The organism is Castellaniella defragrans 65Phen, from assembly GCF_000612685.1.
Lineage (GTDB): Bacteria > Pseudomonadota > Gammaproteobacteria > Burkholderiales > Burkholderiaceae_B > Castellaniella > Castellaniella defragrans.
Genome location: NZ_HG916765.1, coordinates 3,925,006 through 3,944,948 on the forward strand (window position 1 = coordinate 3,925,006; position 19,943 = coordinate 3,944,948).

At 64.4% G+C, this 19,943-nt stretch carries 23 protein-coding genes; 10 read left to right on the forward strand and 13 right to left on the reverse strand.

Going from position 1 to position 19,943, the window contains the following annotated elements:
* Positions 1-12 precede the first annotated feature (12 nt).
* From nirD to BN940_RS17610, 3 genes are read left to right on the forward strand one after another with little or no spacing between them, the layout of a single operon-like run.
* On the forward strand, positions 13-522 hold the full coding sequence (gene nirD, locus BN940_RS17600) for a nitrite reductase small subunit NirD (RefSeq protein WP_084330777.1): 510 nt from the start codon (positions 13-15) through the stop codon (positions 520-522).
* A complete protein-coding gene (gene cobA, locus BN940_RS17605) occupies positions 500-1,465 on the forward strand; it encodes a uroporphyrinogen-III C-methyltransferase (protein WP_084330778.1) in 966 nt (321 codons plus the stop codon). The genes nirD and cobA overlap by 23 nt, the downstream gene beginning before the upstream one ends.
* A complete protein-coding gene (locus BN940_RS17610) occupies positions 1,462-2,409 on the forward strand; it encodes a precorrin-2 dehydrogenase/sirohydrochlorin ferrochelatase family protein (RefSeq protein ID WP_052356000.1) in 948 nt (315 codons plus the stop codon). The genes cobA and BN940_RS17610 overlap by 4 nt, the downstream gene beginning before the upstream one ends.
* On the opposite strand, the gene BN940_RS17615 is transcribed toward BN940_RS17610, so the two are convergent.
* Genes BN940_RS17615 through BN940_RS17625 form a run of 3 tightly spaced genes read right to left on the reverse strand, consistent with a single transcriptional unit; the run spans position 2,360 to position 3,457 of the window.
* The gene (locus BN940_RS17615; protein ID WP_338075598.1) at positions 2,360-2,899 is read right to left on the reverse strand and encodes a cupin domain-containing protein; all 540 of its coding nucleotides are present in this window, start codon (positions 2,897-2,899) and stop codon (positions 2,360-2,362) included. The two genes, BN940_RS17610 and BN940_RS17615, sit on opposite strands and share 50 nt — an antisense overlap.
* Positions 2,892-3,086, reverse strand: a complete 195-nt coding sequence (locus BN940_RS17620; RefSeq protein WP_043685241.1) for a YqaE/Pmp3 family membrane protein — start codon at positions 3,084-3,086, stop codon at positions 2,892-2,894. The genes BN940_RS17615 and BN940_RS17620 overlap by 8 nt, the downstream gene beginning before the upstream one ends.
* A gap of 32 nt (positions 3,087-3,118) precedes the next feature.
* Complete coding sequence (locus BN940_RS17625) at positions 3,119-3,457, reverse strand: hypothetical protein (RefSeq protein WP_043685243.1); 339 nt, start codon at positions 3,455-3,457, stop codon at positions 3,119-3,121.
* Between the two features lie 196 nt (positions 3,458-3,653).
* Between BN940_RS17625 and BN940_RS17630 the strand changes: the two genes are divergently transcribed.
* Together BN940_RS17630 and BN940_RS17635 are read left to right on the forward strand one after the other, a co-directional pair.
* Entirely contained in the window at positions 3,654-5,210 is a 1,557-nt protein-coding gene (locus tag BN940_RS17630) for a M10 family metallopeptidase C-terminal domain-containing protein (RefSeq protein ID WP_043685245.1), read from the forward strand.
* A 148-nt stretch (positions 5,211-5,358) separates the two neighbouring features.
* On the forward strand, positions 5,359-5,781 hold the full coding sequence (locus BN940_RS17635) for a BON domain-containing protein (RefSeq protein ID WP_158386319.1): 423 nt from the start codon (positions 5,359-5,361) through the stop codon (positions 5,779-5,781).
* 7 nt (positions 5,782-5,788) lie between these two features.
* Here the strand turns inward: BN940_RS17635 and BN940_RS17640 are convergent, their stop codons facing one another.
* The 4 genes from BN940_RS17640 to BN940_RS18730 form a co-directional block, all read right to left on the reverse strand.
* Positions 5,789-6,388, reverse strand: a complete 600-nt coding sequence (locus BN940_RS17640) for a hypothetical protein (protein ID WP_043685251.1) — start codon at positions 6,386-6,388, stop codon at positions 5,789-5,791.
* Between the two features lies 1 nt (position 6,389).
* The gene (locus BN940_RS17645) at positions 6,390-6,575 is read right to left on the reverse strand and encodes a DUF3008 family protein (RefSeq protein ID WP_043685254.1); all 186 of its coding nucleotides are present in this window, start codon (positions 6,573-6,575) and stop codon (positions 6,390-6,392) included.
* 225 nt (positions 6,576-6,800) lie between these two features.
* Positions 6,801-7,253 carry an Hsp20/alpha crystallin family protein gene (locus BN940_RS17650; RefSeq protein ID WP_043685256.1) on the reverse strand — a complete coding sequence of 151 codons (453 nt, stop codon included), beginning with the start codon at positions 7,251-7,253 and terminating at the stop codon, positions 6,801-6,803.
* A 154-nt stretch (positions 7,254-7,407) separates the two neighbouring features.
* On the reverse strand, positions 7,408-8,523 hold the full coding sequence (locus BN940_RS18730; RefSeq protein ID WP_158386321.1) for a DUF4351 domain-containing protein: 1,116 nt from the start codon (positions 8,521-8,523) through the stop codon (positions 7,408-7,410).
* Between the two features lie 559 nt (positions 8,524-9,082).
* Between BN940_RS18730 and BN940_RS17660 the strand changes: the two genes are divergently transcribed.
* Positions 9,083-10,597 carry an IS5 family transposase gene (locus BN940_RS17660; protein WP_148304855.1) on the forward strand — a complete coding sequence of 505 codons (1,515 nt, stop codon included), beginning with the start codon at positions 9,083-9,085 and terminating at the stop codon, positions 10,595-10,597.
* A 194-nt stretch (positions 10,598-10,791) separates the two neighbouring features.
* Positions 10,792-12,144: a hypothetical protein gene (locus BN940_RS17665; RefSeq protein ID WP_148305007.1), complete on the forward strand. Its 1,353-nt coding sequence runs from the start codon at positions 10,792-10,794 to the stop codon at positions 12,142-12,144.
* A 192-nt stretch (positions 12,145-12,336) separates the two neighbouring features.
* Here the strand turns inward: BN940_RS17665 and BN940_RS17670 are convergent, their stop codons facing one another.
* The 5 genes from BN940_RS17670 to BN940_RS17685 all read right to left on the reverse strand — a co-directional run bounded on the left by BN940_RS17670 (position 12,337) and on the right by BN940_RS17685 (position 16,145).
* Positions 12,337-12,768: a DUF4351 domain-containing protein gene (locus tag BN940_RS17670; protein WP_052356002.1), complete on the reverse strand. Its 432-nt coding sequence runs from the start codon at positions 12,766-12,768 to the stop codon at positions 12,337-12,339.
* A 91-nt stretch (positions 12,769-12,859) separates the two neighbouring features.
* Positions 12,860-13,084, reverse strand: coding sequence for a DUF4351 domain-containing protein (locus BN940_RS17675; RefSeq protein ID WP_043685262.1), 225 nt, complete (start codon positions 13,082-13,084; stop codon positions 12,860-12,862).
* Between the two features lie 160 nt (positions 13,085-13,244).
* Positions 13,245-13,538: an addiction module antidote protein gene (locus BN940_RS18735; RefSeq protein ID WP_084330882.1), complete on the reverse strand. Its 294-nt coding sequence runs from the start codon at positions 13,536-13,538 to the stop codon at positions 13,245-13,247.
* 81 nt (positions 13,539-13,619) lie between these two features.
* Positions 13,620-13,937: a type II toxin-antitoxin system RelE/ParE family toxin gene (locus tag BN940_RS17680; RefSeq protein ID WP_043685265.1), complete on the reverse strand. Its 318-nt coding sequence runs from the start codon at positions 13,935-13,937 to the stop codon at positions 13,620-13,622.
* 885 nt (positions 13,938-14,822) lie between these two features.
* The gene (locus BN940_RS17685; RefSeq protein ID WP_043685268.1) at positions 14,823-16,145 is read right to left on the reverse strand and encodes a calcium-binding protein; all 1,323 of its coding nucleotides are present in this window, start codon (positions 16,143-16,145) and stop codon (positions 14,823-14,825) included.
* A gap of 100 nt (positions 16,146-16,245) precedes the next feature.
* On the opposite strand from BN940_RS17685, the gene BN940_RS20195 reads away from it, so the two are divergent.
* The 3 genes from BN940_RS20195 to BN940_RS17695 all read left to right on the forward strand — a co-directional run bounded on the left by BN940_RS20195 (position 16,246) and on the right by BN940_RS17695 (position 18,423).
* Positions 16,246-16,374 (forward strand): PIN domain-containing protein, encoded by a 129-nt coding sequence (locus tag BN940_RS20195; RefSeq protein WP_148305008.1) that lies wholly within the window; start codon positions 16,246-16,248, stop codon positions 16,372-16,374.
* 511 nt (positions 16,375-16,885) lie between these two features.
* Positions 16,886-18,046, forward strand: a complete 1,161-nt coding sequence (locus tag BN940_RS17690) for a site-specific integrase (RefSeq protein ID WP_043685270.1) — start codon at positions 16,886-16,888, stop codon at positions 18,044-18,046.
* A gap of 140 nt (positions 18,047-18,186) precedes the next feature.
* Entirely contained in the window at positions 18,187-18,423 is a 237-nt protein-coding gene (locus BN940_RS17695) for a hypothetical protein (protein WP_242404234.1), read from the forward strand.
* A gap of 35 nt (positions 18,424-18,458) precedes the next feature.
* Here the strand turns inward: BN940_RS17695 and BN940_RS17700 are convergent, their stop codons facing one another.
* Complete coding sequence (locus BN940_RS17700) at positions 18,459-19,871, reverse strand: Fic family protein (protein ID WP_043685275.1); 1,413 nt, start codon at positions 19,869-19,871, stop codon at positions 18,459-18,461.
* Positions 19,872-19,943: the final 72 nt, after the last annotated feature.

Consider the following 19,943-nt stretch of genomic DNA (forward strand, 5'->3'; position numbering starts at 1 on the left):
AAGGAGAACGCCATGAAGCCATCGACCCACCGCCGCGCCAAGGGCGCCGATCATCAGTCCATCCCGTACGGCACGCCACGGCTCCCGGAGCCGTTCCAGCTCGGCTCCGCCACAGCCGGCGACGCGCCTGTCCAAGACGGCGCGACGGACGCCGATTGGCAGCCCGTCTGCCGCCTGGAGGACCTGATCCCGGACGCCGGCGTCGCGGTCCGCGCCCATGGCGCGCAGGTCGCCGTGTTCCTGACGGATGCCGGCCCGTTCGCCCTCGACCACGTCGATCCCTTCTGCGGCGCGGCCGTGCTGGCGCGCGGCATCGTCGGCGAACTCCAGGGCCATCCGGTCGTCGCCTCGCCCATGTACAAGCAGCATTTCCGCCTGGACACCGGCCAGTGCCTGGAAGACGAGCGCGTGCGCGTGCGCCGCTGGCCGCTGCGCATGGACGCCGACGGCGTCCTGCGCGTCGGCCGCCCCGAAACCATCCACCCCCTGGAGGCCGACCATGCGTCCGAAACCACCGCATGAATCCCCGCCGGACGCGGCCGCCCCGCGTCCGGCCCGGGCGAACGGCTCCATCCCGGCGGCCGCACCGGCATCCGGCCACGTCTGGCTGGTGGGCGCCGGCCCCGGCGACCCGGACCTGATCACGCTGCGCGGCCTGCGCGCCCTGCGGGCCGCCGACGTGGTATTGCACGACAGCCTGGCCGCCGCCGGACTGCTGGACCACTGCCGCTCCGACGCGCTCAGGATTCCGGTGGGCAAGCGGGCCGGCCGGCACAGCATGCCGCAGGAAGACATCCACGCCCTGCTGGCCGCGCACGCCCGGGCCGGCCGCGCCGTCGTGCGCCTGAAGGGCGGCGACCCCTTCATCTTCGGGCGCGGCGGCGAGGAACTGGAATTCCTGCGGGCCCGGGGCATCTCCGTGACGGTGGTGCCCGGCGTCACCGCCGCTTCGGGCTGCGCGGCGGCCACCGGCATCCCGCTCACGCACCGCGACCTGGCGGCCGGCGTCTGCCTGGTGGCCGCCCATCGCCAGGAGGGCGCCCCGGCGCCGGACTGGGCCGCCCTGGCCGCTGACCGCCAGCGCACCCTGGTGTTCTACATGGGCCTGGCCCAGGCCGGGCGCATCGGCACGGAACTGATGCTGCATGGCCTGCCCGGCGCGACGCCGGCCGCGTTGATCTCCCAGGGCGCCACCCCGCGCCAGCAGGCCGTACGCTGCACGCTGGCCCGCCTGGCCGACGCCGTCCGTCACCCGGGCCTGGACTCGCCCTGCCTCATCGTGGTCGGCGCGGCCGTGGCCCTGGCCGATCCGGCGCGCGTGCCCTGGGCGGAAGTCCCCCCGGAACACGGGACTGGCCATCCCGGAGAGGCGCCGGCGGACCGCGCATCCGTCCCCGCCGGCGCGATCCCCGCTCCCGGCCGGGACGCCCGCCCAGCCGCCAGCCCCCTGGCCTGCCCCGCATGAAGGCCCTGTACCCCCTATTCGCCGACCTGACCGGCCGCGCGGTCCTGGTCGTGGGCGGAGGCCCCGTCGCCGAGCGCAAGGCGCGCGCCCTGCTGAACTGCGGCGCCGCGGTGCGGGTGGGCGCGCCGCGGCTGACCCGCACGCTGCGGGCCTGGGCCGCCGAGGGCCGCCTCGCGCACCTGACGGGTCCGTTCCAGGAGGACTGGCTGGAATCCGCCTGGCTGGCCGTCGCCGCCACCGGCGACCGCGCGCTCAATGCCCGCGTCAAGGCGGCGGCGGACGCCCGCCGCATCCTGGCCAACGTCGTCGACGATCCCGCCCTGTCGTCCTTCCAGGTGCCGGCCATCGTCGACCGCGCACCCCTGACCATCGCCGTCTCCTCGGGCGGCACCGCGCCGGTCCTGGCCCGGCGCCTGCGCGAACGCATGGAAGCCCTGTTCGACCCCGCGCTGGGATCCCTGGCCCGGCTGGCCGGCGATCACCGCCCCGCCATCCGGCGCGCCTATCCCGATCCCGGGGCGCGCCGGCGCTTCTACGACTGGCTGTACGACGGCCCCGTCCTCGCGCACCTGCGCGCCGGCGACACCGGCCGGGCGCACGGCGCGCTGCTCGCCCGCCTGGACGGCGCCGCGGCCGAACCACCGCCGGAACGCCGCCTGGTCTGGATCGATGCGTGCCCCGACGACCCGGGCAGCCTCACCTTGAACGCACTGCGGGCCCTGAACGAGGCCGACGTGCTGGTGCACGACGCGCGCGTGAACGAAACCGTGCTGTCGCTGGCGCGGCGCGACGCTGAGCGACGCATGCTGGACACGGACGGCCGGGAGGATGCCGAAACGCTGGCAGCGAAGGTTCTGGCGCTGTGGGGGGGAGACCGCAACGGCGTGGCGCTCGTCAGCCGGCCGGCCCGAGCAGGCGCCGGATCCAGCCGCCATGGCGGCTGACGGCATCGGCCAGATCCGCCTCGGCCGCCAGCCGGAAGCCGGCAAAATCGAAGCCGGGCGCCACGACGCAGCCGGCCAGCACGAAGGCGTCCGGGTCGGACAGCTCCGCCGCAAACCAGCAGCCCGCGGGCGCCACCGCCTGGTACACCGCGCCCGGATGGCGCAGGGGATCGCCCAGCCGATGCGTCAGCAGGCCGCCATCGGGCAGCACCACATGCAGATCGAGGGCGCCGCCGGCATGGAAGCACCAGACCTCGTCGGCATCGATGCGGTGCCAGGCCGAATGGGCGCCCTGCGCCAGCAGATAATAAATGGACGTCCCGGCGCTGCGCTGCGCCCCCTGGAACGGCACCCGCAGATCCGACCGGAAGACCTCGCGGTAATGCCCGCCTTCCGGATGCGGCTGGAGATCCAGCGCGGCCACCAGAGTCCGCCAGGCTTCGGGATCGGCCTCACGGGCGGCCGCTGCGTCGGGCCGGGAATCAGGCACGGCCGCCCATCGCCTTTTCGATCTTCTTGTCGGTGTTGTACTGGCTGAGGGCGTAGACCGCCCAAATCGCCGCCGGGATCCAGCCGATCAGCGTGATCTGGAGAATCAGGCAGATGATGCCCGAGATGGGGCGGCCGATGGTGAAGAACGCCAGCCAGGGAAGCAGCAGGGCAATGATGAGGCGCATGTCGCAGGCTCCGGTCGTTGAGGGGTGAAGGGTCATTCTACCGGGAGACTGCCGGAAGACACGGTCCGATACCGCAGGGCCTGCAGCTGCGCCATGATCACCACGGCAAACGGGTTCGTGCGCGCCAGCGATTCCAGCTCGCTCCAGCGGCCCAGCCACTGGGACAAGTGTACGGCATGAAAGGAAAAATACACACCCTGGCCGAGGAACTCGCGCCGGTATTCCAGGCGTTCGGGGCCCGAGCGGCTGGCCACCAGGATGGCCAGGCTGAACAGCGCCGGCGGCGCGCGCCCGGCGCGGGCGTTCAGGCCTTCGTGGCGGTGTTCGATGCGCGTCCTGTAGCGATACATGCGCTGCGCGATCCGGGCCATCACTTCTTCCGGACCACCACCTTTCCAAACAGCTTTTCCGGCCGCTGTCCGAATAGCAGCCCCGGCCGCCCGTCTATCCGCAACACGCGCCAGAAGCCGGCTTCCCGTGTTCTTTTCCGCCGATTTCCGGATAGAATGACCTTGCAAGGAATAAGTTTTACAAAATGTACCGTAAAGAGACTTGAAAGGAACTCGCATGGCCCTCCCACAGTGGACCGACCAACAAGTATTCAACCAGATGTACAGCGGCCAGAAATGGGCGCAACCTGTCATCACCTACACCTTCCCGCAGCTCAGCAGCCAGCTCCAGGCGAACTTCCGGAATGGCGAGGACGCCGGCTTCTCGCCGCTGAACGCGACCCAGCAGTCCCTGATCGAGCTGGGCATGGCGCTGTGGAACGAACTCATCGTGCCCACCCTCACGCCGGGCGCCATCAGCCAGTCCGACATCGAATTCGGCAACACGAACACCGGGATCGAATTCGCCCACGCATACTACCCCCCGACCGGCAGCGTCTGGTTCTCCTCCCTGTACTCGAACCTGCAGAATCCCGAGGTGGGAGAATACGGCTTCGTTACCTTCATCCACGAAATCGGCCACGCGCTGGGGCTGAACCACATGGGGGACTACAACGGCGCAGACGACGACGGCCCTTCGTCCTACCAGGACAGCACCATGCTGTCGATCATGTCCTACTACGGGCCCAATATGGACCGCGGCCAGGGCCAGGTCGCCTGGGCCGACTGGATGGGCAGCGACGGCCACATCTACTCGCCCCAGACGCCCATGCTGAACGACATCATGGTCATCCAGGCCATGTACGGGGCGGCCGTCACCCGCGCGGACGATACGGTGTACGGGTTCGGTTCCACGGTGAAAGGCGCCACGGCGTCGATCTACGATTTCACCGTCAACCTGCATCCCATCCTAACGCTCTACGACAGCGGCGGCACCGACACCCTGAATCTCAGCGGCTGGTCCACCGAAAGCGACGTGGACCTGCGCGACGGACATTATTCCTCGGTCAACGGCATGACCAACAACCTGGCCATCGCCCACGACGTCGTGATCGAGAACGCCATCACGGGCGCCGGCAACGACACCTTCATCGGCAACGCGGCGAACAACTACCTGGATGGCGGCGCCGGCCAGGATCGCGTCTATTTCACGGGGAAATTCTCCGACTACCAACTCAACTACGACCTTGGCGGTCGGGAATACACGGTCCACGACTCCACCGGCGCGGACGGCACCGACACCCTGCTGAACATCGAATATGCCGCTTTCGCGGACTTCGGTGGCAAGCTGAACGAGCTGACACCGGAGGTATACCGTTTCTTCAACGCCGACATGGGCATTCATTTCTTCACGTCCAACAACGATGAAGCGACGGCGGTCCTGCAATCCGGCGATTTCCAGTTCGAGGGCGTGGCTTATGCGCGCAATGTGGTGGACAACGCCAATCTCGTGAGCGTGTACCGCTTCTTCAACCCCGCGACGGGCGACCACGTGCTGACGGCCGACGTCGCGGAAGCCCAGCACCTGCGGGAATTGAACGGCGCTTTCCAGGACGAAGGAACCGCCTTCTATGCCTACGGCAAGAAAGCCGCCGACACGACGGAGCTCTACCGCTTCGTCAACGAGGAGACCGGCACGCATTTCTACACCGCCAGCGTCTCCGAAATGGAAAGCGTGAAGCTCATCGACGGCTTCAGCTACGAAGGCGTGGCCTTCTACGTCGCCATGGCCTGACCGGCACGCAAAGCCGGTCCGCAGGCCGCGTGCTTGCGGACCGGGGCCGGCCAGCGCTCCGCCTTGCCGTGGACGGGCCGGCATGCGGCTTGCTGATGTTTCCGCAAGCCCGCACCCGGGCCCTCTTCCATTCCTGACGGAGGCCACCATGATCCATCAAAACAGATTGCTGCCCGCGTTGATACTGAGCGCCGCAACGCTGACGCTCGCCGCATGCGTCGCGCCGAACCACTCCCCTTATGAAAACGTGTCCGGCGACGAACCGGGCGACGCCGCCATCACCGGGCAGACCCACTATCAAGGCACGGCAAGCGGCGTGACGGTCGTACAAGGCACGACAGGCGGCGTGACGGTCGTGAACAGCCAGGACGCGGTCATCAACGCCAACGTCATCAGCGCCTTGACGGCCATACCGGACCTGCGCACCTCGAACCTGCAGGTCGGCACCTTGCAGGGAATCGTGTCGTTGCGCGGCACGGTGGAAAGCAAGGCGGCGGCGCAAAGCGCCGTCCAGGCCGCCCAGCAGGTGCCCGGCGTGCGCAGCGTCAACTATGACCTGCAGATCATGTAGGCGGGCACTAATAGTCCCGCGTGCCCGCCACCGGTTCGGAAGGCGGTTCATCGCGGGGTTCGCGCTGCTCGGGAAGGTCGAGTTCCTCCCATTTGCCCTCATGCCACCGCCCCCGCGCGCGGCCGGGGCTGTGGCCGCCCGCCTCGCGCAACAAGGCGCACGCTTCTTCTTCGCGCTCCGGCGCCACATGCAGCACCAGCAAGGCGCCCGGCCCGTGGACGCTGGGCGCGGCATCCGCACGCTCACGCGCGCGCTGGCGCGCATAGGCGCGTGCGCGCCTGTCCGTCACCCACAGGCCGCCCCAGAGCGATCCCACATACCCGCCGGTGCCCGCGCCCGCGACGGCCATCACCTCGACATGCGTGAACTGCCAGGCCAAAAAGCCTCCCACGACGGCGCACACCAGCCCCATGCCGGCGGCAGCGGTCACGGCTTCCCGTTCGCTCGTCCGGGGAACGTGATCGGAGCCGTGCGACTCGGCCAGCGTCTCGCCATTGATGTAGAAGGTCGAGATGTCTTCTCCGGGAAAGCCGTGCGCGTGCAGTTTCTCGACGGCGCGCTCGGCGTCGGGAAAGGTGTCGAACTTTGCGGCCACGATCGTCGGCATGTCAGTCCCCTTTGTGCTCGGGCTTGTCCCGGGTCTTGGTCTTGGCCAGTTCCCGCAGCTCCTTTTCGTCCATGGATTCGTACATGGACCTGGAAGCGCCCTTCAGTTCGCTGACTTTCTTGTCGCCGTGCTTGGCGGCCAGGGCGATGCCCGCCGCCTGTTGCTGGGATTTCGATTGTGCTTTCATGCCGGTCTCCCGAGTCGATCAATCGGACCTCGGGTAGCCGCAAGCGCCGTTCCCGGGACGCGGCGGCGATGTGGCGGCCGGGATGCAACTGTCGTGATGTGGCTGCCGTGACATGGCTGCCGTGATGGGGTTGCCGCGAAACGGGCGTCGGCGGATGCAAGGCGGACGCAAAAAGGGCGGTACGGCCCGAAGGCCGCACCGCCCTTGCGTCCGAGGAAGCGCCGTCTACTGGATGTCCAGCTGCCTGGCGCCCTGGGCACTCGCCTTCTTGGGCAGCGTCAGTTCCAGCACGCCGTCCGTGCAGCGGGCGGTCGCGCCGGACGCGTCGATGTCGTGGCCCAGGCTGAAGCGGCGCATCTGCACGCCGTGATAGCGCTCACGGCGCAGCACCGTCTCGCCCTCCTTTTCCACGTCTTCCCGCGTCTTTTCCACGCGGATGGACACCACATTGCCCTCGAGCGAAACCTTGATGTCCTCCTTGCGGGCGCCGGGGACTTCGGCCTTGACGGCATAGGCCTGTTCCGTTTCGGTCACGTCGATGTTCAGGCGCGGCTCGTCGCCCCGGCCTGCGAAGGAGGAGGCGAGCGGGAAGCGTCCGAAGAAATCATCGAGGCCCCGCAGGCTCTCGAAACCAGCCAGATCCCCGAACGGATTGAAACGTGTCAGATGATTTGCCATATCGAACCTCCAAATGCGATCAGCCATGGAAAGCAGGCCGGACAGCAATGGACTACACCATCCAGCCCATGCTTTCAATATGGGTTTTCTCGTACTGGAATTCAAGCAGGCCGGACTGGAAAGAGCCGACTCATTGACGGCGATCAAACGCGGCTCAGCCGCGGAATACGTTTTCCAGGGTGGTGGCGTCGAGGATGTTCAGCGACCAGGCTTCCAGATCGTCCGCGCCGGCGGTGCGGATGCGTTGCTCGACGGCGGCATCCACCGCCCCGAAGCGGCGCTGGATCTGGCGCAGCAGCAGATCGGCCTGGCCCTCGGTGCGGCCCTTTTCCACGCCTCTTTGCGTATACAGCCGCTCGGCGATCGTCACGTAGCTCATCTTGCGCTCCTGTTCCAGGCGTTCCACCGCCGCCAGATAGGCCGGCTCCTGCTGCGCAGGCAGCCGCAGCATCCATTCGATCAGCCGCAGCAGCGGCTGGATGTGTTCCCGGTCGTAGCCGTATCCGTACAGCAGCCGCACCAGCGAGACGGTGGGCTCCAGCCGCTGCGCCCCGGTCCGATACCGCAGGGCCTGCAGCTGCGCCATGATCACCACGGCAAACGGGTTCGTGCGCGCCAGCGATTCCAGCTCGCTCCAGCGGCCCAGCCACTGGGACAAGTGTACGGCATGAAAGGAAAAATACACACCCTGGCCGAGGAATTCGCGCCGGTATTCCAGGCGATCGGGGCCCGAGCGGCTGGCCACCAGGATGGCCAGGCTGAACAGCGCCGGCGGCGCCCGGCCCGCGCGGGCGTTCAGGCCTTCGTGGCGGTGTTCGATGCGCGTCCTGTAGCGGTACATGCGCTGCGCGATCCGGGACAGGGCGCGAGCGCCCATGCCCCCGCCCTGGACCTCGACGTGGACCAGGATCCAGGCGTCGGCGCCGTCCTTGTGGCGTACCCGCACCAGCTTGTCGGCATGCAGGCGCCCATGGCCGGGCGGGCCATCCGGGACGCCCAGGGCCTGCAGTTCCTTGTCCAGAAACTGGGGGGCCACGGACCAGTCGATGACCTTGTACAGGGAGTGCGCCAGCAGTTCGATGGCCTGGCGGAAGAAGAGTTCCAGGGCCTCCTTCCAGGGGCTGTCGTGGTCGTCGGCAGGGGCGGCAGCGGCAGCGGCAACGGCAGCATCCGTAGCCCCTGCGGCGGGGGCGGCTGGAGCAACCGCAGCAGCGGCGGAAGCGGCGGTAGGAGAAGCGGCGGCAGGCGGTGCATCATTCCGATCGGGCATGGCGGGCTTCCGGTGACAGGAAGCCTCATTCTGGAGACGTCCCGATCCCCCCGCCAGACTGGGAAATACGAACGGATGAAAACGCCCCAGTCGCCCTGAAAAATCTCCGCGGCCCGCACGAAGTACGATTTCGAGGCGATTTCCAATGGCGGGAATCCCAGCCTGCCATCCACTGGAGATACCGCTGCCAGACCTTGCTGACAGTGGACAGGCTGTTGATTTCCTGTTTTGGAAATCATGCTCCCTGCCGAAGGCGGGATCCAGGAAACCAACCGATCGGGAAAGCGTTGCGCATGCCCGGATAAAAATGGATTGAGGGTAACCAACCTGCCGGCGCGGAACCTCGTGCCAAGCAGCACATGAATCGGAATCCGGGGTTTCGTTAGAAAACAGGCGTGTCATCGACACAGGTCCATTTCATTTTAATTTTGATATTTAATCGGCCCTGAATTATAAATAACTCATTGATTTTATTGTAAAATAAAGCCACTCCAGACTATCAAATCCCCCAAAAACAGCCCGCTGGGGCTCATTTTCTGGGAGATTGCCCCGAAACCGCATGAGCCAGATTGACGATTTTTTCCGCAGCCGCCTGGACCAGATGATTGATCTGCGTAAACCCCTGGCGGTGCTTGCCACGCATATTCCTTGGCAGGAACTGGAGGCGGCTGTCGCACACCGTTTTGCGCGTCAGGTGCGCACCGGCCGGCAGGTTGAGGATATTGATCTGTTTGGCCCGACGATGGCCGTGGTAGGGGCCGGCCATTCAAACGCGGGGCGTCCCCGGCTGCCGATGCGGCTGATGATTTCGCTGCTGTATCTGAAGCACACCTTCAACGAGAGCGATGAAGGCGTCTGCGAACGCTGGAGCGATGCACCCACCTGGCAGTATTTTTCGGGGCAGGAGTATTTCGAGAATCGCCTGCCGTGCGATCCCAGCGCCATCAGCCGATTCCGGGGGCTGTTGGGTGAGGAAGGCGTCGAAGAGCTGCTGGTGCAGACTTTGGTGGTGGCCATCAAGCTGGGGCTGATCGAGCGCACGGCGATGCAGTCGGTGATAGTGGACAGCACCGTGCAAGCCAAGGCGGTGGCGCATCCCACCGACAGCCGTTTGCTGGAGGTGGCGCGCCAGAAGATCGCCTGCGCGGCCAAGGCGCACGGCATTGCGTTAAAGCAGAGCTACGCCAAGGAAGGCCGGGAGCTGGCCAGGAAAGCGGGCCGCTATGCGCATGCCAAGCAGTATCGGCGCATGCATAAGACGATCAAGCGCCAGCGCACGATTCTGGGCCGTCTGGCGCGTGACATTGAGCGCAACAAGACAGTGCTGGCGCAGAGCATCCAGGACGCCTTGGACCCGTTATTGGCTCGCGCACATAAGATCGCGGCTCAGAGCCGTCGGGGCGCGAAGGTGAAGGGAAAAGACAAGGTCTACAGCTGGCACGCCGATGAGGTGGAGTGCATCAGCAAGGGCAAGGCCCGTACGCCCTATGAGTTTGGAGTGAAGGTGGGCATTGTCACCACCTTGAAGGGGAATCTGATCGTGGGAGCACGCAGCTTCCCTGGCAATCCGTACGATGGCCACACACTGGCCGAGCAGTTGGAGCAGTCCCGCATCCTGATGGAGGCGGTGGACGTGGCTCCGCAGACCGTCTACACGGATCTGGGCTATCGAGGCGTTGATGCCGAGATCCCGGAATATAGCCTTAAACACCGAGGCAAATTCAAACGTCTCACCGACCAGGAGCGCCGAATGCTTAAACGGCGCCAGGCGGTGGAGCCGGTCATTGGGCATCTGAAAAGCGATCATGGAATGAATCGCTGTCATTTGAAAGGCCAAACGGGTGATGCGATCCATGCGGTGTTGTGCGCGGCAGGCTTCAATATCAAGTGGCTGCTGCGCATGATTGCCCGCAAGGGCATCGGCCCTTTATTTTTGTGCCGATTTATTGCGTGGATTGGTCGTCAGATTCAACGCCTGATGCCCATGATGGGCTCAAGAGGCGATTGGGTTGATCCGGTGGGCTGCCTGCCCTATCGAAATCCGTGGCCTCGGATCGCCGGAAATTCGGCCTGAAACAGGACAAATGAATTTTTCAGGGACGACTATTTATCAACAATATTCCTGCTCCGGCCCTATTCTGATCGGATCTTCTGCATTTCGTCCATCATTCCACACGTTCGATGTGGGTTTTCCCTATTGCATCCATTTACCCGGTGTGTCAATTTATGACGGATGCTTGGCTGTTGTTCAACGACAGGAGGTGTTCGATGAGTCGGATATTGGGTCCGGGACCCTACAAAACCCTGACCACGCATGACGGCATCGATGTGCCGTTCTATATCGTCCGTTTCGACAAAAAGGGCTTGCTCCAATCGCCTGAAACGGCGAAGGAAATCATATCCAGGGCACATGAATTTTCCGATGTGTTTTTCTTTTCCCACGGATGGAACAACGACTGGACGTGTGCGAATAAAAGATATCAGGATTTTTTCGACGAGTATTCAAAGCTGCGCCAGGCCCACGACCTGGCCATGCCGGCGGGATACAAGCCCATGATGGTGGGTGTTTTCTGGCCAAGCACCGCCCTGGTCTTCGGCAAATCGGAACGTGGCCCGGACTTCATGGACATGGACCCACCCGAAGCGGATGATGATTATCCCGAAGACCGCTTTTTGCAGGACCTGGCAGAAGTCGCCGATATTCTGGAAGAAGAAGATCGCAGCGCGCTCTATTCGCTGGCACAGACGAACGGTCTCGGCCGGCAGCAGGCCCTGCAGCTGGCGGAACTGATGACGAAGGTGGTATCCGACTCCGAAGGAGAAATAGATCATGTCGAAACCGTGGCGCCGCAGGCGCTTCTGGACAGCTGGATCGAAGCCAGCGAATCGGGTGCCGGTTCTCCCGGCCATGGCGGCGCGCAGATCAAGGACACGCGCATACAGGATGGTTTTTTCAAGGTGCTCGATCCCCGGCGCATCATCCGCCTGCTGACCGTCGCAATCATGAAGGACCGGGCGGGCGTGGTCGGGCATGCCGGCGTTGGCGGGGTCTTGCAGCAGCTGCTCGACAATAGCGCCGCCCGCATCCATCTGGTCGGCCATTCCTATGGCGCCAAGGTCATGTTGTCGGCACTCAAGTCCACCCAGCCACACTCCAGAAAGGTCCATTCCGCCCTGTTGCTGCAGCCGGCGATATCACACCTGGCCTTTGCCGACCGCCTTCCAGGCAAATCGGGGCAAGGGGGCTACCACGGCCTGCAAGAGCGGGTCCATGCACCCATTCTCTCCACCTTCAGTTCTCATGATTTTGCATTGCACACGCTGTTTCACCATGCCTTGCGCCGCAAGGCCGATCTTGGGGAGACCAAGATCGATGCCCTCGCTCGGGATCCTTCTCCAAGCCCCTACGCCGCGCTCGGCGGCTATGGCCCACGCCATTCGGGCGAACAGCTGATTCCCATCAAGACGGCGCCCGATCCGTATGCTCTGGACGGAAACAACAGGATCTACGGGCTGAATGGCTCCGACGGCAAGAAAATCGGCGGCCATGGCGACATCATCAATCCGTACACGAGCTGGGCGCTGCATTCGCTCGTCCGGTACGGCATGCAGCAGTCCTGACGGACTCGTCGCCTGGTGGTGATGGGCGATATTCCTTTCATGAAGACTAAGCGGCGGGGTCCTCGGCCGGCGGCGCCATTCGCCACATCGAGCCCTGCTGCAACCATTCGGCAGCCTGTCGAACCTATCCAGGCCGGCAGAACAGGGGCGGCCGCATCGTGGTGCCGGGACGATCGGCGGGTCCGGACCTTCTCAGCCGCGGAATACGTCTTCCAGGGTCGTGGCGTCGAGGATGTTCAGCGACCAGGCTTCCAGATCGTCCGCGCCGGCGGTGCGGATGCGCTGCTCGACGGCGGCATCCACCGCCCCGAAGCGCTTCTGGATCTGGCGCAGCAGCAGGTCGGCCTGGCCTTTGACCTGGCCTTGTTCCAGTCCTTTCGCAATGCCGCGGCGTTCGGCAATCATCACGTAGCTCATCTTGCGCTCCTGTTCCAGGCGTTCCACCGCCGCCAGATAGGCCGGCTCCTGCTGTGCGGGCAGCCGCAGCATCCATTCGATCAGCCGCAGCAACGGCTGGATGTGTTCCCGGTCGTAGCCGTACCCGTACAGCATCCGCACCAGCGAGACGGTGAGCTCCACCCGCTGCGCCCCACCCTTGTACCGCAAGGCCTGCAGCTGCGCCATGCAGTGCGAATATGGGCGCTATTCTATCCAGGCCTGTAGGGCGGGGGCGGCCTCATCGTGGTGCCGGGGCGATCGGCAGGCCCAAACCCTCTCAGCCGCGGAACACGTCTTCCAGGGTCGTGGCGTCGAGGATGTTCAGCGACCAGGCTTCCAGATCGTCCGCGCCGGCGGCGCGGATGCGTTGCTCGACTGCGGCATCCACGGCCCCGAAGCGGCGCTGGATCTGGCGCAACAGCAGGTCGGCCTGGCCCTTGACCTGGCCCTGCTCCAAACCCTTCGCAATGCCGCGGCGTTCGGCAATCATCACATAGCTCATCTTGCGCTCCTGTTCCAGGCGTTCCCCCGCCGCTAAACTGATCCGTCAATCCGACGAATTCACGGAAAAGGGATTGCCTCAGCTGAAGACAAGACGCTACAGGTGGCGTAACAGGGGGGTGCCCCCTGATGGCGTCCTTCAGGGTGCAGCACGGGGATAATCAGGCTGGAACAGCATGTAGCCGTATGCCTAAAGCCCGCACCACCTTGAGTATCGTTGAAAACTCGGGCGCTCTGTCCCCCGAGAGCGCCTTATATAGGCTTTCGCGGGACAGCCCCGCTTCCTTGGCTACCTGAGCCATACCTTGAGCACGAGCAATATCACCTAAGGCCTTGGCGATGAGCGCGGCATCACCATCACTTTCTTCGATGCATGCATCAAGATAAAGCGCCATCTCTTCCGGCGAACGTAGGCGCTCGGCCACATCGTAATTCCGGATAACAATCTTTTTCATATACAGCTCCTTCAGGAGCAAGCACACCAAGCGAAGCAAAGCTCGAACAGCGATCGAGCTTTGTTCGCAACTGCCTGGCATTCACGCGATCTCATCGAGCTTATCGGCCATGGAGTATGCGGTTTTGATATCCGCATCCTGGGTCGATTTATCGCCTCCAGCAAGCAAGATAACGATAGTCCCCATACTACGCTCCACGTAATAGACTCGGTAACCAGGACCGACATCGATCTTCAGTTCGATTACCCCTTTTTCCAATCTTCGATGGCTTCCAGGGTTACCCAACATCAGCCGCCCAATACGAGCTTGGATTCTCGCCCGTGCGGCTTTATCCTTCAGGTTTTGTTCAAACTCATCAAATCTCTCAGTGCTGAGAATTTTCTTTTGGTTTTCGTGCATGGAAGCATTTCGTCCTACGCAGAATTGGTCGGCATCGAATCATCTCTTCATCCCCTTAACGTTTCATGAGCACCAGTAGCCCATAGGCTACAGTCTTAATTGTAGCCGCAAGGATACAAAAAGCAAGTGCATCCATGCAATAAAGCAACGCGGCATCCTGACACCCAAATCCCATCAAGGCGTAGCCTAGGCATCGCACAATTTGCGCTGCGCCTCCAGCAGGGCGAGCTGGGCTTCGAGGCGGGAGATCTACTGGTCGAGAACATCGAGTTCGGCTTGTTTTCGCGCCTCTGCTTCGGCCCCCACCGCGGTCTTGACGCCGGCAGCGCGCATGTCGCGGCAGGCGACCTACCATGTCCGGACTCAAGGGGAGGCCTGCGGACAGTTTCGACGTGGCTAATTTCAAGGCTTCAGTGATCTGAGCGATGTCGTCCAGCAGCGCGATCGTTGCCGCCGTGCATACGGAGGGTCCCTCGGGTCCAGAGCCCTATCCAGCGATCCTCCAGGTCAGAGCACCCAGCGCACCGCTCGCGAGGCTCAAGAGGCTGAGGCTGCTCTTCACGGCACTACCACAATGCTCTTGGTCTGATGCGGCCGCCATCGCGGCGATTTTCCTCAAACAAGACATTGACGTCTCATTAGCCCATAGCCCACACCCCGTCCACCGTGGCCTGGCGTGCCAGGCCACGGTGGACGCCTTAGGACGCCGCGGGACTTGAGAGAAGGGATCCGAGGGTCGAGATTCCGGCGAACGGAATCCCGGACACCGGAAAAACTCGGCCGCCGAACGTCAGGGGTCGGCCGCCGAGTGTCAGGAGTCAGGAATCAGAGATCAGGAGTCAGAGATCGAGTCTCAGGGATCGGGCGAATATCCGGTGTCGGGCCTTACGCGAACACGATGACGCTGCCGATGGTATCGAGGGCATCGGGGATGATTTTCAGCAGCTTGGCGTTGACGCCGGTGAGCTGGATGAGGCTGTCATCGTCGAAGTTCGCGGCGTCGTCGCCTTGGGCCCACACGTAGGCGTTGCCGCCGAAGGAGAAGAGCACTCCGTCGCCCTCGTCGCCGATGCTGGCATTGAGGGCCTGGAGGACGGATTGCAGGGTGGTGTGGTTCGCCAGGAAGCCGGTTTCAAAGGCGACGCGGCCGTCCGCGTCGACGACGCCCAGGCCGGCATAGGTGCCGGGCGCGGCAGCGGCGGCGAGGTCGTCCACGTTGACCGCTTCGACGAAGGTGAGGCTCGGATCCGGATCCAGGGCGATGACGTTCTCGAAGTCGGTGATGATGTCGAAACCGGTGAGCGTGACGGCGCCGCCGGCATCGGTGGACGTCTGGACGCGGGCGGCGTCCATGCCGACGGTGAACTCGAATACGTCGACGCCAGTGCCACCCGTCATGATGTCGATGCCCGCGCCCGCGATAAGAAAGTCATTACCCGCACCGCCATCGACCATGACGGTGGAACCCGCGACCGCGGACATGGCGGCAAATTCATCATCGCCGTCGCCCAGCCGGACGGTGGCGGTCGAACCCGGGCCGATGCCGAGGTCGATACAATCATCGCCGGCGCCCGAGTCGATCACGACGGTCGCGTCCGGGGCGAGGGGAAACACGCTGATGCAGTCGCAGCCGTCGCCGGTGAGGACGGTGATGGACTTGACGTAGTCGAGATCGCCGAAATAGCCCACGTCCAGGTCGCTGGCAACCGCGGCGGCGTCCAGGGTGAAGGAGGCCAGGCTGCCGGAACCGGCGCTGTCCAGAACCAGCAGTTGATCGGCCCCGGCCGCGCCGCCGTCCACGTGGGCGGTCAGGGCGTCGCCCTGGACGGCGTGGTCGTTGACGACAAACACGCTAGTCTCGGTGCCCAGCGTGAGGCTGAGGTTTTCCACGCCGTTGAGGGTGAGGTTGGCGTCGGCGGAGAGGTGGACGGCCAGGGCATCCTGGGTGCCGTCCACGCCGCTGAAGACGGCGGTGAATTCATGAGTGGGGTCGCCGCCGTCGTAGGACAGGCTGTTCAGCAGGCTACCGGTGTAGACGAAGTCCTTGCCGCCCGTGACGGACAGGGTCTGCACGCCGGCGGCGCTCAGGCCGGAGGCGGCCACCGCCGCCACGCTGACGTGCTCGACGGACAGCAGGGAAGGCGTCATCACGCTGTCGGCGTTGACGATGCGGAGGGTGTCGATGCCCTGCGCGCCGTTGATGGACACATTGGACAGTATAGCTGGGACGCCGCCCACAAACAGGCCGGGGTGCCGGCGCTGTGCGCACATCGCCGCAGCGCGTACCCTGGCGGGGCGACCCATCTGTGTGGAGAATGCGCAAATCGATGCCATCGCGGTGGTGCACGGCCTGCGGTTGGCGACACGCAACGTGACCGACTTCCTGAATATCGAGGGGCTGACGGTCGTCGATCCCGGACAGGCGGGCGCGTCATGACGATTCGAGAGATCCGCTCCAGCTTGTCTGCATGCAGACGTCTATAGCCGAGCAGGCCATCCTGATCCAGGAGCTCGCGCTGGTATCCCAGGCGATCAGGGCCGGAGCGGCTGATCACCAGGATGCACAGGCTGAACAGGGCCAATGGCAAGCGCCCGGGGGCCCATGCCCCCGCCCTGCACCTCGACGCGGACCAGGATCCAGGCATCGGCGCCGGCCCGATGGCTTACGGTACGGGAGTGTCGGCATGCAGCCGTCCATGACCAGGCGGACCATCCGGTAGCCAAGGGCCTGGTCCAAGACGGGAGTCAACCGTTCGATGGCCTGCCGGCAGAAGACTTCCAGCGCTTCCTTCCGCTGCCAACGACGAACCAACAGCGGCCCGCCTTTCCAGCGGCTCCCGCCGGAGAGCACCGGCTTCGATGCACACAACCCAAAAACCGCCGATATCCAGTTGTCCCCCCGGCCTCCGGCGATTAGCGTCTCCGTTCCCATTACAACGGAGACCCTCATGCCGGTCCAGAAACTCAGCGACACCTTGGTTGCAACCCTCGCCTGCCCGCCAGGCCGCGCCCACCTGGAATACTGCGACACCCTGATGCGCGGCCTGTACGTGGACGTGCTGGCCAACGGCCGCATGGCCTTTCGGATACGCTACCGCCAGGGCGGCAGAAAACGGGTGCACACCCTGGGCGATGCCCGGCTGCTGACCGTGGCCGAAGCCCGCGACCGGGCGCGCACCGCCCTGCGCAAGGTGATCGCCGGCGGCGACCCCAAGGCAGCGGACCAGCCCATCGACGGACCGACCATCGAGCACTTCTATACCCAGCACTACCTGCCCTACGTCAAAAGCTACAAACGGTCCTGGGGCACCGATGAAACCATCATCCGCAACCACCTGCTGCCCGCCTTGGGCGAGCGCGCCATGGGCAGCCTGATTCCGCCCGACATCGCCCGGGTCGTGGAATCGATGCGCAGCCGGAACTATGCCTCCGGCACCATCAACCGCGTCCTGGTGCTGCTGCGGTACGGCTACACCCTGGCACTGCGCTGGCGAACGGACGGGGTGGAAGGCAACCCCGCGAAAGAACTGAAGAACCTGAAGGAAAACAACAAAATCGAGCGCTACCTGTCCCCGCAGCAGACCACCCGGCTGCTGACGGCGGTGCACGCCAGCCAGAACTCCATGCTGGCACCGATCATCGCCATGCTGCTGCTCACCGGCGCCCGCAAGCGCGAGGCCCTGGACGCCCGGTGGCAAGACGTCGACTGGCGGCAAAAACTCTGGCGCATCCCCAAAACCAAGTCCGGCAAGGCCCGGCACGTGCCGCTGTCATCCGGCGCGCTGGACCTGCTGCGCAAACTCCGCGAGACCTCCGATCCGGGCACGGAGACCATTTTCGTCAACCCACGCACCGGACAACCCTTCGTGTCCATCTTCTACAGCTGGGACACCGCCCGCAAACAGGCCGGAGTGCCGGCGCTGCGCATACACGACCTGCGCCACAGCTTCGCCAGCTTCCTGGTCAACGCGGGCCGCAGCCTGTACGAAGTGCAGGAACTGCTCGGGCATGCGGATATCCGCACCACCAGCCGCTACGCCCACTTGAGCCGCGAGAGACTGCGCGAAGCGGTGGAAGTCGTGGCGGGCCACTGCCCCGTCGTCCCATAGACGCGGCACGCCACATCCCGGACATCGGCGCCGAACCTGACAAGGCGCGGCACCGCGATGCCGCGCTTCACCCGTGCCGAACCGTTGAAAACAAACGCCCGGCCGTTCACGGCGATGGCACAACCGGTGCCGAGTCGATCGTGATCAATCCACGATTCAAAAGTTTGATGGATCAAGACTCTCGAGGGGAGCAGACTTTCATCGCCACGACAGAGGCAGACATTGCCCGGCAAGAGGTATCCGATGAAGCAGAGGCCATGCAGGACGTCGCCAAATTCGTGCGCCGTGTTCGCAAGCGCAGCCCCACGGGCGCCGCCAAGGCCTTGCTCAAGGTGCTGGACAAGGCGCCCGAGGCTGCGCTCGCCGCACTACACTGAAGCTGGTGGACTGGTGCCCTTACGACACCCTCGACTCAGACTTGGGCGTGCGCGTGCTGCCATGCGATGTATTCCGAACGACGCAGCCGGTAGCGGGCGATGCCGCCTTCGTGCAGTTGCTGCAGCGCAGCCGAGAGCATCTCCCGGAATGCCGCCTGGTCGGTTTCGGCGGCGTGATCCCGCGCCACCTCGGCAATGACCGCGGGGCTGGGTTGCCGCAGCCCCTTCACGATTGCCTGCACCGCCTGAATCAGCGCCTCCCGGTACTTGATCTTCAGCGGGTCGGGTTCGACCATCGTTTGCGCGATGGCCAGATACCGCTGGCAAGAGCGTTCGTAAGCCCAGACGAACACATCGCGCAACAACGCGATCCGGTTGAGTTCATACACCCCCAGCGTCCCTTCGATATAGGCGTGCTCCGGCACATCGATGAAGGACAGCGGGCAAAGGTTGCGCTTGAATAGCGGAATATTGGCGCCGATGCGCGAAACGCGCTTGTTCACGTCTTCAAACGGCTGCAGGTAGGGCAGTTGCACCATCAGGAAGAAGGCCTGCTCGAACGGATCGGGGATAGCGGCAGCCTTGGCCAGCAGCATCGTAAAACAGTCTTCAATCACCTGGGGCAGCGCCAGCGGATGAAACACAGTGCCCGAGATATCCACCGGGCGCCGACGCAAACGGCCGCTGGCCTGCGGGTCACGCATCAAGTCCTGCGACAGCACCGCATGCAGGTTCTTGAAAGTGAAGGCGTCAAAGCCCACCTCGTCGGCGTCCTCGATCAACATCTCGATGGCTGCCTTGTGATTCAGGATCATCTGCGTTTCGATGACATCCTTGCCCTTGGCAACCTGGCCGAATTCGATCAGGTTCTGGGTATCGAGCCGGCTGTAGGTGTTGCCCTCCAGCCTGGACGAAGCCCACGACAGATCGACCAGCAGCCGGCCCAGGATGTCCCTGGCGTAGGTTCCTGCAGGCCGTTCATTGGCAGAGGTGCGCCCCATTTCGTGCAGCTGGCGTCGCAGCGACTCGGGCAGGTAGAAGGTCGTGCCGGGCTGGTAGTCTTCCAGAAACTCGCGTTGGTACCCGGCCGGTCGGCGATGCATCAGCGGGAGTCGAACCCGATCGCGAATGGCCGCCCCTTCTGGGGACACCGGAACATACAGCTCAGCCTCGGCCGTTGCCGTGGCGGCGAGTGTCAGCGAAGCGCTGGCTGGTACAACACCGCCGGAAATCAGTTTATAGACCAAGGCGATGCTTTCGCCCTCGGTGGTGATGCGCTGCGACTCGATCAGTTTCTGCAGGCGGCGCTGTAATGTGCGGCGGTTGGGCTTGTCGCCGTGGCGCCGCGCAATCTCGGCCTCGATGGCGGTGATGCCGATGCCGCTCGGATGCGCCGCGACGATGGATTCGATCCGGTTGAGTTCTTCGGCCAGCGCGGCTGGTAGCATCGGATAGCCTCCTTGCGGTGAATCTGTCGTGCAATGTCGTGCAGGAGTGTCAAGCGCGACACTATTATGTCG